This is a genomic window from Bacillus sp. ISL-34 (assembly GCF_018613325.1).
Lineage (GTDB): Bacteria > Bacillota > Bacilli > Bacillales > DSM-1321 > Peribacillus.
The window spans coordinates 1-14,189 of record NZ_JAGGQJ010000022.1 but is presented as its reverse complement, the minus strand read 5'-3'; the positions used below and the strand labels follow the sequence as shown (position 1 = coordinate 14,189).

Annotated in this window: 15 protein-coding genes and 1 pseudogene; 7 read left to right on the top strand and 9 right to left on the bottom strand. The window is 34.2% G+C overall.

The window, feature by feature from the left end; translation table 11 throughout:
- Positions 1-327: 327 nt before the first annotated feature.
- From J7E52_RS15450 to J7E52_RS15435, 4 genes are all read right to left on the bottom strand, one after another.
- Positions 328-1,677 carry a gluconate:H+ symporter gene (locus tag J7E52_RS15450; RefSeq protein WP_095394099.1) on the bottom strand — a complete coding sequence of 450 codons (1,350 nt, stop codon included), beginning with the start codon at positions 1,675-1,677 and terminating at the stop codon, positions 328-330.
- 1,111 nt (positions 1,678-2,788) lie between these two features.
- On the bottom strand, positions 2,789-4,129 hold the full coding sequence (locus J7E52_RS15445; protein WP_214748186.1) for an MFS transporter: 1,341 nt from the start codon (positions 4,127-4,129) through the stop codon (positions 2,789-2,791).
- Positions 4,130-4,304: 175 nt separating this feature from the next.
- Positions 4,305-5,330 (bottom strand): zinc-dependent alcohol dehydrogenase, encoded by a 1,026-nt coding sequence (locus J7E52_RS15440; RefSeq protein WP_098866207.1) that lies wholly within the window; start codon positions 5,328-5,330, stop codon positions 4,305-4,307.
- A 492-nt stretch (positions 5,331-5,822) separates the two neighbouring features.
- Entirely contained in the window at positions 5,823-6,533 is a 711-nt protein-coding gene (locus tag J7E52_RS15435; RefSeq protein WP_098866208.1) for a FadR/GntR family transcriptional regulator, read from the bottom strand.
- A gap of 1,504 nt (positions 6,534-8,037) precedes the next feature.
- Here J7E52_RS15435 and J7E52_RS15430 point away from each other — a divergent pair.
- Positions 8,038-8,526: a hypothetical protein gene (locus tag J7E52_RS15430; RefSeq protein WP_214748183.1), complete on the top strand. Its 489-nt coding sequence runs from the start codon at positions 8,038-8,040 to the stop codon at positions 8,524-8,526.
- 26 nt (positions 8,527-8,552) lie between these two features.
- Here the strand turns inward: J7E52_RS15430 and J7E52_RS15425 are convergent, their stop codons facing one another.
- Positions 8,553-8,759, bottom strand: coding sequence for a hypothetical protein (locus J7E52_RS15425; RefSeq protein ID WP_214748180.1), 207 nt, complete (start codon positions 8,757-8,759; stop codon positions 8,553-8,555).
- A 371-nt stretch (positions 8,760-9,130) separates the two neighbouring features.
- On the opposite strand from J7E52_RS15425, the gene J7E52_RS15420 reads away from it, so the two are divergent.
- The 3 genes from J7E52_RS15420 (at position 9,131) to J7E52_RS15410 (ending at position 10,190) form a co-directional block, all read left to right on the top strand.
- Complete coding sequence (locus tag J7E52_RS15420; RefSeq protein WP_214748177.1) at positions 9,131-9,295, top strand: hypothetical protein; 165 nt, start codon at positions 9,131-9,133, stop codon at positions 9,293-9,295.
- On the top strand, positions 9,292-9,693 hold the full coding sequence (locus J7E52_RS15415) for a site-specific integrase (RefSeq protein WP_214748174.1): 402 nt from the start codon (positions 9,292-9,294) through the stop codon (positions 9,691-9,693). Before J7E52_RS15420 ends, J7E52_RS15415 begins: the two co-directional genes overlap by 4 nt.
- A 170-nt stretch (positions 9,694-9,863) precedes the next feature.
- Complete coding sequence (locus J7E52_RS15410) at positions 9,864-10,190, top strand: tyrosine-type recombinase/integrase (RefSeq protein ID WP_214748171.1); 327 nt, start codon at positions 9,864-9,866, stop codon at positions 10,188-10,190.
- Here the strand turns inward: J7E52_RS15410 and J7E52_RS15405 are convergent.
- A pseudogene (locus J7E52_RS15405) lies at positions 10,179-10,590 on the bottom strand (DUF2975 domain-containing protein). The gene J7E52_RS15410 and the pseudogene J7E52_RS15405 sit on opposite strands and share 12 nt — an antisense overlap.
- 67 nt (positions 10,591-10,657) lie before the next feature.
- Positions 10,658-11,143: a DUF2975 domain-containing protein gene (locus tag J7E52_RS15400; protein WP_214748166.1), complete on the bottom strand. Its 486-nt coding sequence runs from the start codon at positions 11,141-11,143 to the stop codon at positions 10,658-10,660.
- Between the two features lie 392 nt (positions 11,144-11,535).
- Between J7E52_RS15400 and J7E52_RS15395 the strand changes: the two genes are divergently transcribed.
- Positions 11,536-12,018, top strand: a complete 483-nt coding sequence (locus tag J7E52_RS15395) for a DUF456 domain-containing protein (protein ID WP_214748163.1) — start codon at positions 11,536-11,538, stop codon at positions 12,016-12,018.
- Positions 12,019-12,135: 117 nt separating this feature from the next.
- Here J7E52_RS15395 and J7E52_RS15390 read toward each other — a convergent pair whose 3' ends face one another.
- Positions 12,136-12,522, bottom strand: a complete 387-nt coding sequence (locus J7E52_RS15390) for an ATP-binding cassette domain-containing protein (RefSeq protein ID WP_214748160.1) — start codon at positions 12,520-12,522, stop codon at positions 12,136-12,138.
- Positions 12,523-12,886: 364 nt separating this feature from the next.
- Here J7E52_RS15390 and J7E52_RS15385 point away from each other — a divergent pair, with 364 nt between their 5' ends.
- A complete protein-coding gene (locus tag J7E52_RS15385) occupies positions 12,887-13,033 on the top strand; it encodes a BH0509 family protein (protein WP_214748157.1) in 147 nt (48 codons plus the stop codon).
- Positions 13,034-13,320: 287 nt separating this feature from the next.
- Positions 13,321-13,563 carry a hypothetical protein gene (locus J7E52_RS15380; protein WP_214748154.1) on the top strand — a complete coding sequence of 81 codons (243 nt, stop codon included), beginning with the start codon at positions 13,321-13,323 and terminating at the stop codon, positions 13,561-13,563.
- 429 nt (positions 13,564-13,992) lie between these two features.
- Here J7E52_RS15380 and J7E52_RS15375 read toward each other — a convergent pair.
- A partial coding sequence (locus J7E52_RS15375) for an integrase core domain-containing protein (RefSeq protein WP_214748151.1) occupies positions 13,993-14,189 on the bottom strand: 197 nt, incomplete at its 5' end.

The window sequence follows — 14,189 nt, the reverse complement described above, 5'->3', positions numbered from 1 at the left end:
TCCTTGTCAATACATTTTAAGAAAACCTTTTCATTAGTTTTATCAATTCAATTATTTTGCCAGCTTTACTAACATAATAGGAAAATATCTATTTTTAATATTTTTTAATAGATCAATGTCTTTGATTCTATCTGCACGTAAACTACTACAAGTACAATGTGAAATTTTGTTATTATAATCAAGTTTAATCCAATCATTTTCTTTCATTGCTTAATGACGATTATTACAATACAGGTCCATTTAAAATCACGCTTTCTATAATGATTGATATACTAATAGTAGTACCAGACAAATGAATTATATTCCCTTTGTCTAGATACCATACTTTTACATAAATATATCTAGTATTAATACAAAGATTAATCCAGCAATAGCAGTTATAGTTGAAATTACACTGTATGTTGCAAATGTCTCTTTCATATCCATTCCCATGTATTCTTTAACAATCCAGAAGGCTGCATCATTTACATGAGATGCCATACAGCTTCCGGCACCAGTTGCAAGAGTAACTAATACTAAGTTAACGTCGGGAGTTTGAGCTAACATTGGCATAACTAGACCAGCAGTCGATAAAGTAGCAACTGTTCCAGATCCTAACGCGACACGTAATAATGCTGCTACTAACCATGCAAGAATTAGTGGATTAATAGATGAACCTAAGAATATTTCTGCAATATAATCACCCACACCACCATCGATAAGTACTTGTTTTATGGCTCCGCCACCACCAATGATTAAAAGTAATAATCCTAAGGCATTTATGGATGAACCACATGAATCCATCATCTTCTTAATTGGAATATTTCTTCTGATTCCCATTGTATAAACAGCTAACAAGAACGAAAGTAAAATCGCTACGGATGCATTACCTATAAATCGAATCACCATAAAAAATAAATTATCTCCTAAACCTGCTGCACCTTGAATTGCATTAACAATAGCTCCAATAGCCATTAATATGACGGGAAAGGTAGCGGTAAAAACACTAATGCCAAATCCCGGTGTATCTTCTAAATCAATATGTTTTTGTTCCTCTAATTGAGAAAGCTCTCTCTTTTTCTTGAATATTTCTGGCATTAGTTTTCCAATAAGCCTAGGATACAAAATCCCAGCAATGATAACTGTTGGAATTGCAATGATAGTACCAACAACTAATACAGTACCTACATCTGCGCCATATACTGCTGCAACAGCAGTCGCACCTGGATGTGGTGGTAAGAAAGAGTGAGTGACTAATAAAGTTGCAGCCATTGGGAGACCTAACTTGACAATCGATATATTTAACTCTTTTGAAATGGTAAAGATAATCGGAATTAATAATACAAAGGCAACTTCATAAAACAATGTGATTCCTACGATAAATGAAGCAGATACAACCGCCCACTGTATTTTCTTTTTACCAAATTTATTGATTAAAGTAACAGCGATACGATGGGATCCTCCGGCATTAGCAATTAATCTTCCTAGCATAGCACCAATTCCAAAGATAAGACCAATATGACCTAGTGTCCCTCCTAAACCGTGTTCAATTGTCGCAGCAATTGATTCCGGTGGTATTCCCAAGAACAAAGCCAAAAGAAATGAGACAATAATTAAGGATACAAAGGTATTTAGTTTAAATTTCATTATTAAGATAAGTAGTAGTAAAACACCAATAGCTGTTATTAATAATGGCATGAATAACCCTCCAAATCTATCACTTCAACATTCTTCCTCATTTACATCCAGTTAAACTTAAATTGATTCCACTCATTGTTAGGATTAAACTTTTATTTCCTGAAATGCACGTTATTATTAATTTATGTAAAATACTCTTCTAATATAAATATTCTAGTTTGTGAATCTAGATATTAATTTCATATATAGCGCTTTCAATTTTTAATATAGTAACGGAGAAAATGGTACACAGATATAGTTATTCACAATTAACATTTAATCATTGTGTTCAGCAATATGATCTTCTCTTCTCTTACCTTAATTTTTAGCTTTGTTTTCAAGTGCCCTTTTCTAATAAATCATTTAAACTTACTTAGACAATTAATCATTTCCCTAGCAGCCTCCATAATGCCTCTATACAACGAGATGATAACCCTTTCATTTTATTTATTAGAAGATGTAAGCTATTAACCTTTTCACCTGTAGATACTAGACATATTAATTTATAGGACTATTTCATTGTAAACTTGTCTACTAAGTAGATATCGTAAGTATAATTTTATATTTATATAGTGTCAACCCATATCAAATACTTTAATTTACTAATTTTTCATACCATAAACATGACAAATGGACTTTCTAATAAGTCCATTGTCGCTTTTATGGTGTCATGTCACTACTATTTAAATATAAAATCATTACCTCTTACTACCGAACGAATAGCTACATTCATTCCTGATACATCACCACAACTTGTTAAATCGGCAACTCTACCCATAATCCCCTTACATTCTTTGGGGTATTGATATATGATTTTGTTTTTGGATCATAAGAATACTTCTATAAATTATTACCAGATTCATAAATAAGTAGGATTGAATATAAAAAGGGTCATTCATAGTTGACTGCTCAACTTATGAATGACCCTTTTCCTACCAAATTATTTATTTTTACATTAAGTGTTTGTCACTTCAGAACTTTTTTAGAACTATTTTCTAGGCTTCTCATTTGTTTTCCCTGTCAATACGAAAAAATTTTCACTTTTTTATAATCAAAATTCGATTTAAGAAAATCCAGCAACTATATAGCAATCCGCCGTAGTTTCTTAATTGTATTGATGACTCTAATCGGATTACATGTTAGCGATATTTTTTTCAACAGACGCATTTTCTCCTTTAACTAGAGACTTTCCTGATACTTTAACTAAAGTAACGACGATGATGGCACTTACTATTAAGCTTATACCTAGGAAAATCATACTTATATGGAAGTTACCTGTTAAATCTCTAATCCAACCTACAATATATGGACCAAAGAAACCACCAAGGTTACCGATACTGTTAATCAAGGCAATCGCACCACCTGCGGCTGCTCCAGTTAAGAAAGAAGGTGGGATAGCCCAGAATGGGGAGTAAGCACCGAACGCTCCACTTAAACTAATCGTTAATAATCCAAATGCTAACCATACATTTGTTTCTAGAACAAATGTAGCTGCTACCATGGCAACCGCACTTATAGATAAACATGCTGCCACATGCCAACGTCTTTCGTTCTTTTTATCAGAGTGGATTCCTACAAAGTACATCACAATCATCGCGAAAAAGTACATAGCACCAATTACCCAGCCCAATGATTGCATGCTTAAGCCTGTTTGCTCGGACAGTCCATTCGTGATGGTTGGTAAGAACATTACAATTCCATAATACCCAATCATCCAGAAAAAATATCCAACAGATAAAATTAAAACATCTCGATCTTTTAACGCTTGCGTGAAAGTATAGTGTTTAACTGCCTGCTTTTCTAACTGTTCTTTAGTTGTAACATCAATTAACCATTTCTTTTCATCTTTTGTTAACCAGTTTGCTTTTTCGATTGTATCATCAAGATAGAAGTAGCAAATAACACCTAGAATAATGGCAGGAATTGCTTCTAATACAAATAACCATTGCCATCCAGAGAACCCTAACCAATCAATACCTAGAAAAAAGGTTGAAAGTGGTGAACCAATTGCATTTGCTGCTGGGATTGCAATCATAAATCCAGCAATGGCTTTAGCATGGTGCTTTGATTGATAGAAACCGCTTAAATAGTGAACCATACAAGGATAGAAACTAGCTTCAGCAATCCCTAGTAAGAAACGAGCAGTATAGAATTGCCAAGGTTCTGTTATGAAAGCCATAAGGACCGCTATAACCCCCCAAGTGACCATAATACGGCTTATCCATTTTCTAGCTCCAACTTTGCTCATCATAGCGCTTCCAGGCACTTCTAAAAGGAAATACCCAAGGAAGAAAATTCCTGCTCCTAAACCGAAAACAGCATCTGAGAACCCTAAATCTTGATTCATTTGTAGTGCTGCAAACCCAATATTAACCCGGTCTAGAATTGAAATGGTAAAGCACAGGAATAAAAACGGAATTAACCTCATTGTTACTTTTTTGGTAGTAGATTGTTCTAATTGATGTGCATTCATCCTAAACAACTCCTTAGTTCCGGACTATTTATGGTACATTGTTCATAGTTATAGCAATATAGCGGAGTAAACGTTTACAATTTTATCTACCTCTTATATTGGAAAATTCTTCTTACTGTTGTAGAACAATTTTAACTTTTTGTTATTTTCATAGAAACTATGAAGGATTAAATCATTAAAATTTTAATAATACCTTTATCACATCTTCGAGCTTCTCATCAACAATCTTCATACCAGTCTTGGCCTCTTCGATGGGTAATATCTTTGAAATAAACAATGAGGTATCAAACATGCCAGTTGCAATGGCATCCGCCGCGATTTCAAAATCATCCCTCGTATACATATTGGAGCCGATAATCTGGATTTCTTTATTTTGAAGATAGGAAATTTCAATTTCGGGTTTCTTTCCAAATAGAGCTACTTCGGAGACCTTGCCTCCCCTTTTTACTATCCTAAAAGAATCATTCAATACTGCTTGGATTCCAACGGCTATAAATACATGATCGACTCCGTCTCCGTTTGTTTTTTTTAGTATCGTTTCAATGGCATCTACTTTTGATGTCTGAATTGGGTGGGTAGCTCCAAGTCTCTTCGCAATTTCTAAGTTGTATTCCAATGCATCTGTAATGAATATTTTTGTTGCACCTGAGTTTCTTGCTGCTAATAAAATTCCTAACCCAATTGGACCCGCGCCCAAAATGGCCAATTTATCACCAAGACCGACTTTTGCTTTTCTGACAGCGTGTATACCAACCGCTAGCGGCTCAATCAAAGCACCTTGTTCAAAGGACACATTATTCGGTAATGGTACGACCGTGCTTTCTGGAACAACTATAAATTCACCGAACGATCCTGTCCATTCTTGTGTACCTAATACTTTTTTGTTTTCACAAATATTATATTCCCCAGACCGACAGCGCTTACAAGTACCACATCCGTAATGGGGTTCTACCGTAACTCGATCACCTATAGAAACACTCGATACTTCATTTCCTACATCCACTACTATTCCTGCTAGTTCATGCCCTGAGATAACTGGGGGAACCCGAAAAGGGTGTGTTCCATGATAAGCGTGTACTTCTGAACCACATATTCCAGTCACCTTCACTTGAATTTTCACTTCATGGCTTTGTTTGATATTGGGCGTGTCAACCTGATTTACTACAACAGAATATGGTTTATCAATTACTGCAGCTCTCAAATAGACCCTCCTATCTTTAACATCATTTAGTATCTTAATAGACATGTAAAACACTTTTCATAAACACTAAAATCCAACCCTAAAGCGCTTACACTTCTTTTAAAAAAGATGGTATAAGCTTGGATATACTAAATGTTTATAGTTTACACAATCTAATCATTAAATATGTTGATTAAAAGGTGCTTTTTGTTACTTAGCGTCTTTACTACTTGTCTAACAAGTAACCTTATATTAACAGTTTACTTACAATCTATGGTTATCGTCAAGTACTTTTAATCAAAATATAATTGAGTACCTCCATTTACCAATTTGATAGGGCAATCCTGTTGAAATTAACGAAAATCGGCTATTCATAAAATTGAACTAAAATACAAAAAAGGCAAAGTCTATGCAGGTAAATGACAACCGCATGGCTTCGCCTTTTCTTTTTTAAAGGAAATTCAATTTTCTAAGGTTAAATATAATGGTTTAGCATAAAGACATTTCATCTAATTAGTCAATCCAATATCGGTTATATAAATTTTGCATATGAGATGTCATGAGTTTCACTGCTTCCTCTTGGTTGTGTTCTTCAATTGCTTTAATCAGTAATTGATGTTCACGAAAGTTAACATCTCGATAATCTGGTCGAGTAACGGTACGATCACGAATAAATTGCCACATTTCTTGCTGTTTCATCGAACTAATAATGTCTGAAATGATTTTAATAAATAGTTCATTATGTGTTGCTTTTGCAATCCCAAAGTGTAATGCCTCATCTGTTTCGGGTACATATACACCCGCGTTTGTTTCTTCTTCCATCTTATTAATAATTGTATGAAGCTCCTGAATATCTTCATCTGTAGCTCTTTCAGCAGCGAATTTTATAATAAGTGGTTCGATATTCATTCTAGCATCAATAATATCCTCTGGTGATATAGAGTCTAAAACGTGATCAGATTTAGAATCCTCTGATTGAGGTTGATTACTTTGAATATAAACACCTTCGCCTTGTCGAGAATAGATAAATCCATTCAGTTCCAAAGCACTAAGAGCTTGTCTGACTGGTGCACGGCTCACACCAAATTGTTCACATAATTCTCTCTCCGCGGGTAGTTTATCACCTATTTTAAATTCTCCTGAAAGTATACTAGAAAGAATTTGATTATAAATTTGAACATATAACTTTTTACTGGAGACTGGATTGAAATTAATTGAAAACACCCCATTCTTAAAATTTTTTTATCTTACGTTTGAATTACAATCCAATTTTATTGTCATATAAAACAGTTTCTATCTCATTTTATCCTACATTTACTCACCCTACATCTAATATTGTTAAAATAAATGGATATTAGTCTAAACGTTACCTTATTGTACAACAAACAAAGTAGACAACTATTATATTTAAAGACGCATACTTACTTTATTATAATATCTTCTTATATTCTGGGCAATATACTAACAGTTCCCCTGCTTCCGTTATTATCCATATTGAATCACTTTACATCAAAAGCAAAATAAAGCCTTTAAGAAAAATATAAAATATATATAAATACATTTTCAAATGATAAAAGCCAGAACATACACATATTATTATTACTCACTAAATTAAGTTATTTAATTATGCCCTCCAATGGAAAGCAATCTATATTCATCTTGTTTTAACATTATAATTGCCTTACTTTACTCTTTTACATACTAGGACTATTTTTTTCAGTTAGTAACAAGGATTTAATCCGGATTCAGGGACGCTCATTCTCTCAATCTACTTTGTCTTGGACACGAAAGGTCTTTTCCAATAATGATTCGGTTAATACGTTCCTTTTTTCTCCCTTATCCATAACGCTCCCCGAATTGAATATTACCTTTTAATTTAGTATCTAAATATCGTAGTTTAAAGTAGCGTTCGAATATTATCCCATTCATATACAGGTTCGTTGACATTCTTGCCAGGAATGTTAACCTCAATGGTGTATTTTTTACCTCCAATAAACTCATAAAAAAGACGAGATCATCTACCAATATTATCAAACTAATAGGATGAAAGGCCGCGAAACAGCTGAAAGAGAAGAACCAATTATCGTGAAAAAGATAAAATGAAAAAAGAGAAGATTTTATAAAATATTTATTAAATGCGAAAGCTCAAGATTAAAATAACGTGCAGGGAGGGTAGTCATAAATTGCCCTTTTTGTAGGTTTACATAAGATAAATTATAGGAAATTAATAGTACACAAAAAAATCTGTCTCAAATTGAAAAGTAATCTTGAGTTAGTGAGACAGAATAAAAATTTTCATGAATCGTACACATTTATTAATACGTTTCACATAATGTTCACATTATTAAGATGTATAGAAAATCCCACCTTGGATTTCTGAATGCAATTATTCCAGGGCGTCGCATTCGCTTTCAGAGTTAAAGCCTCCTTCCCTTAGAAGCTTTTTTTGTTCTATCTCATTCGTACGAGTAAACTTATATTTTGAGACAAAAAACGAAATTTATATAATTCTTCGCACCTTTCTGTATGAATCCAAAATAGTCACCCCCTGCCATAAAAAGTCCTCTCATATTGATTGATAACCTATAGTTTTGTTGATTTAAAAGTTTGCTAACCTTAACCGCTTCGCTTCCCATAATCTTTAAAAAGATTACCATATTTTTCTTTTTATACAGTTATATTCCATATATTGTGATATACTGGCAAAAAAATGGAAGGTTGTGATTTAGTGAGAAACGGAACTGTTAAAAAAATGTTTGTTGTTATCCTAATGTTTAGTATTTCTTTTGTGCTCTTTGTAATGCCTAATGAAGCTAGCGCAGCTAGTAGTCAACGAGTAAATGAAACTACTCATGTAAAAAAGAAGGTTAAGAAATATACCGAGTGGTCTAGTTATAAGAGGGTGTCTCAAAATCTAAATACGAAGGGAGCTAAAGGTGGTTCCATTAGTTCAGATAGATCTGTTACTTTTAGTCCGACTGTATCTGGCAGTATAAAAGGATTGGGCATCAGTCTAGGATTTTCTAAATCAAGTGCTAAAAACTATTCATTAGATGTTGGTCCTAATAGACGAGTCTATATGGGATATAGAGTGAGATATGCTGTTGAAACAGGAGAAAACCACACCATTAATATCTACAATGGGGATACCATTACAAAGAAGAATTATAAAGTCAAAAAAGTTAAGTACGGCGAATACGGACTGGTCAACTATTAATCCATTAAAAAAAGATTAGCTCATGGCTAATCTTTTTTGTTTTTAATAATAAATTCTCCTAATTTTCCTAGTAAATGTAATGTGTAAATAATCATTAAGGCTCTGGCTACTACAAAACCATCTATAGCTAAATCATATCCCCCTCGTAATAAGGCTTCCGAAAACCAAAAATAAATTGATATTGCAAGAGGTATTAAGAGAAACATCAAAGCTAGTTGCGTTTTTTTATTCATAAGCGTCCCGCCTTAGAGTATGTATTTTACAAATAATAGCATTATTCCTGGGAATAATCCACATTAATGGTCATTAATAAATCTTATATGTAATAAAATCCCAAAAATAACCTATATATTCTGATAAGCATATTCTATTTCTTATTTATTCTTCTGTCGATGGTGTATCCGCTTTATCTATATCTAATGTAAATCTCCGGAAATTCCTTCATCGAGAATATCTTGTTGGACGAGCTTTACAAACAAATTCGTTGTTCTTCAATCCACGAGCAATTCTTCCCCCGCCTTACATTATTGTGGTCTTCTCTTGTTTTATATAGCACTAAACTTGAATTTTACGCATAAATCGAATTTGAAAAAGGAGTCAATTAATGGCTAATACCAGACAACATCAAGTCCATGAGCAGAAATTGGAACAGCTGGTTAAGTCCATGCCTTTCTATATCGTTGAATATGTTGACAATAAATTGGATACCCGGTCCCCTTCGACTCTCTTGAATTACGTTCTTGATTATAAATTATTTTTGGAGTGGTGATAGCTGAAGGCATTGCTGAGCAGGAGCATATTAAGGGTATCCCCCTGTCAGTGCTAGAAAAGTTGAAGTTAATCGAAGCCCAATCCTTTATAAAGTTTTTGGAACGGAGAAATATCCCTATCAATAAGAAGGAAACGAAAAAAGCAGAAAAGGTATCCGTCAATCGGAAAATTTCAGCATTATGTTCCCTTTTCAAGTATTTAACGACTCATACTGAAAATGATGACGGCGAACCTTACTTCTATCGAAATGTCATGTTGAAAATTGAAGTGAATAAAGTAAAAGAGACTTTGGGGGCGCGTGCTTCTAGAATATCTACGAAGATTTTCCACAATGATGAGGATGCTCGGTTTCTTGAATTCGTGAAGTATGACTATGAAAAGAAGCTACCCGATTAATCCAGGAAACTCATTTATTTTAAAAGGGACAAGGAAAGTGATTTTGCGATCTTATCCCTCTTCTTAGGATGCGGTATCCGGGTGAATGAGTTATCCAATTTAAGGCTACGAGACTTGGATTTCTAGGAAAAACAGATACACGTTTTACGTAAGGGTGGAAAAAAGATGTAGTGGCAGTCTCTCCTCCGTCTATGCAGGACATAAAAGATTACCTAGCTGTGCGAACGGAACGTTATAGGGGCTCAAATGATGATACGGCCTATGTATTCTTGACTAGGGTGAATGATGGAGCTAGCCCTCTTTCCAACCGCGCCATCGAGGCTTTAGTAAAGAAATACACGAAGGCATTTAAATCCAATAAATCAATCTCCCCACACAAACTGAGGCATACCTATGGAACGAACTTAATGGAGCAAACAGGAGACATCCATTTTCGTTTTGCTAACATCACATCAATATTAATAATAATTGCCATATCCTCCACCTCAGACCGTTAAATCATTTTCTGATTTTATGTTAATCGCATCTTGTAGAAGCCGTTGGAGTATAGCAGCAAAAACGGCGATAACCAACGAAGCAAAAATGATGATGAGTCCCATTAATACAATAGGAGGGTCAACTTTCTTCGCTATAAAATGAAAGAGTGGCAAACCTAATACATACAAACCACTGATTGTAATCGCACAGCACTTTATGTTCTTTATGGCCTTTACAGATAATTCCGAGAACGCTGTGTTCTCGTCAATGTACCGTAAAAGATTGAAAGCCTGATAGAGAGCAAAGTAAAAAGGCACAGCCGCTCCATACATCACGATGAAAACGAGATATTTCATTGGGGCCATATTTGGATACATTTTGCTGCGAAATTCGCCAATGGGGCACTAAAAATATGCACAATGCAAGAAAAAGAGTGTCGTAATTTGTTTCATAAAAAGTACCTCATTAATTAAATTTTCTCAAACCGTTATTCATTTTTTGACTTAATATCTGGGACATTTTTTAATGGCTTTTGAAGTGCATCCACAATGGCTGCGATGATACTTGTTGCTAAAATACCCATTAGACTTAGTGATATAGGACCTGCTGGGTCGTCTCCTGTGATTTTAGCAAGCACCTTTAAGCTTACTATTCCTAACAGAATGAGGAAAATGACTGTAAAAGCACATTTTTTTATAACCTTCAAAGATTTAAGGGATAATTCAGAGAAAGCATTGTTTTTTTCGATATAGGTTAGTAGTTTAGATGCTTGATACAACGCAACAGAAAACGTAATACAGAATCCATATGCACATACTAAAAAGGGGATTAGGAAATAAGCCGTATCTGGATGTACCTTTGCATCTTTAATGGCTATCTCAGGCAACCAATAGATACATAAAGCAAGCATCGCAATTCCAATCAGAAAAATAATTACCTTTAAGAAAGTGGTTGAACCTTGTTTAACATTCAATTAAAGCACCTCACTGATTTAATAATAAAATGACTTTAACACATGATTTATTGTTTTACAATAAATCAATATCGTTTTTAATTATATTATTATTGTTATTATTATATCCTTTTAATTTTGACAAAAATAAAAAGCATTTCTCATTACAAAGAAATGCTCTTATTTTAAAATGTTAAAATTTGCACCCCTACCTTTAGTGCTAGTATTTATATTCGTTTTGAGCATTTAATGAAATTATACTTTTTATCATAACAGTGCTTTTGTATATAAAAAGTGAAGTCTTAAGTCTGCTTCTTTTTATATACAAAAAAAGAATAAATTTGTTATTGTCCCTAAATAGAAATATAATTTAGTAGATAAATGATACGTAAGTATGAAAAGGTGGAGTTTTATTGGATATTTTATGGTGGGGATTAACTATTCTCTTGTTCGCTTTAAGTTTTGTAGGAATTGTCTATCCTATCATCCCTTCGGTTGTGGCCATATGGGGTGGATTTGCAGTTTATCAATTTCTCATTAATTCGGATGCGTTATCTTTATGGTTCTGGATCAGTATGGTGGTGTTAAGCGGTGTATTAATCGCGGCAGATATTATTGCGAACAGTTACTTTGTTAAGAAATATGGAGGTTCGAAAACATCCGAGACAATAGCAGCTATTGCTACGATTGTTGGTTCATTTGTCTTCCCTCCTTTTGGAATTATTCTTGTTCCATTTTTAGCGGTCCTTGTTACGGAATTAATCATATATAAAGATATGATGAAGGCTACTAAAGTTGGATTTGCTACCATTATAGGCTTTTTAGGTGGCAGCTTAGCCAAAATATTGATTCAATTGTTGATGATCATTTGGTTCATTTTAGCTGTAATCTTTTAATTAAAAACAATTTAGAGTAAGGAAAAAGCTGACCTGTATCGGTCAGCTTTTTTTATTTAATTTAAATTTAACCTATAGGCTCTGGAACCAAGTTTTTCTTTGTATTTAATTTCTACTCTAAGGACTTCCTCTTTCGTTAATGTTTTTTGTAACGTTTGAAGGAGCGTGTATTTGAAAGTATGAATTCGCTGAGGGGGATTTTATCCGGATCCAGGGACGTTCATTCTCCCATTCTACTTTGACTGGGACACGAAAGGTCTCTTCCAATAATGATTCGGTTAATACGTCCCTTTTTTCTCCTTTATCCATAACCTTCCCCGAATTGATTAACATAGCATGGGTTATAGATGATACAATTTCTTCAATATGATGGGTAACATATAAAATGGTTGGGCCGTTCGGTGCAGCAGTCATATCTTCAATAGATGTTAACAGCTCTTCTTTAGAGTAAATATCCAGACCATTGCAAGGCTCATCTAAGATTAATAATTGCGGTGAAGACATGAGGCCCTTGCAATTATTACTTTTCTTTTTCACCTTGAGAGAGTGTGTGGATGAATTGCGCTGACTCCCTAAGCTTTCGCTGGTCAAACTCTAAAAGCAGCATAATCCCCACTTTTTTGTGTCCAACTTATTGAATCAAATCCCTAATCATTAACAAAACTCAGGCTTTGGCAATTCGACCTTGCCTCTTTAACTGCTTCAAAGTAAATAGATAAATAACATTTCTATATTATTTCCTAAAAATTCATCTATATTTGATATTTGTTTAATCTCACATTGAGATATATAATAAAAATAAGAAAAAAGAAAGCGTTTTCAATATTTGAATACTTCGTTACTTCTCATACTATAAGGAGGATTTAAGATGAGCCAAATAGAAAGAAATTCCAAATTGCAGAAATTAATTGAGCAACAAAAATTCAATGAGAAAGAAATTTCCAGGATGACAGATTCACAGATTGAATATTATCACTGGCTCTATTTTGATGACTCTGTTTATGATTATATGTAACTCAAATATAAAATGATAAAAAGCGGGAAAAACATTGATAATTCAGTGTTTCCCGCTTTTACTTTTATCACTTCCAGAAATAATCCAACAACATTAAGGGATCATATAAATCCAGAATCTTATCATCTAGCTGGATAACTCAGCCTTTATCGATAAATTTCCGATATGCTCTTGCTAAGAATTTAGTCAAATCCTGTAGAGAGATTCACTCGCATTGTCTGGGCATGCGTATTTCTCGGGTCAATCCACGAAACACCAGCGCCACGGCGTTCGATGGCTCCGGAAAAGTGGAAAGGAACCCGAAAAAAGACCTTGCCGAATTTTCAACCGGCAAAGTCTATCCTGAGGATTTGTCCGCTTCCTATAATATCGGGGCTCGCTATTTCATTCGAGCTTTTCAAAAATCTACTTCGGAAACGAAGTGGTTGTCTCTTCAGGCAAAAGTTCCTGAGCTGGCAAGAAGGACATCGCAGACCTTGTCTTCGTTCATTAGTCTCCAGCATGCACTCGGGCTTCCGAAGGAAGCTTGACCAGCTGATGCTGTACCTTATTCAAGATAAAGGATGCTCCATCAAAATCTTTATTTAGGTCGAGAGGTTCACTGTATCATAACATGTTCTTTTTGTGTCTCGCTTAATTGTACAATCGGCATCTCAAAAAACTCCCCCATCCCTTCTTGAAGTTTTTTATAGTTATCAAACACTTGGTCATAGACCTCTTTGTTCTTTTGGTTCGGTTGATAAATCTTATCTTCTTTTGCAATACTTGTGGCGGCTTCCTCAGGCGACCTCCAAACTCCTGCTACAACACCTGCAAGAATAAGAAGACTCCATTTTGAAAAAAGTTTAATCCAAATGGAGTCTTTTGTTAGAAATCTGCATTTAGTTTTTATAAAAAAGATTAATCAAAACTCATGAACTGGATTTGAGTCAATATTTTGGACACTAAAAAGTTAAATCTTAAGCTTTATTCCTAATTCGATCTTCAATGGCTTGTGGGGTTTGATAACCCAAACTGCTGTGAATTCTTTTTCGGTTATACCAACCTTCAATAAATTGGAACATCGCTAATTTAGCTGTTTGATAGTCTAGATATTGTACGTGGTTGACTTCTTCCTTCTTTAATAGGGCATGAAAGGATTCAATACAGGCATTAT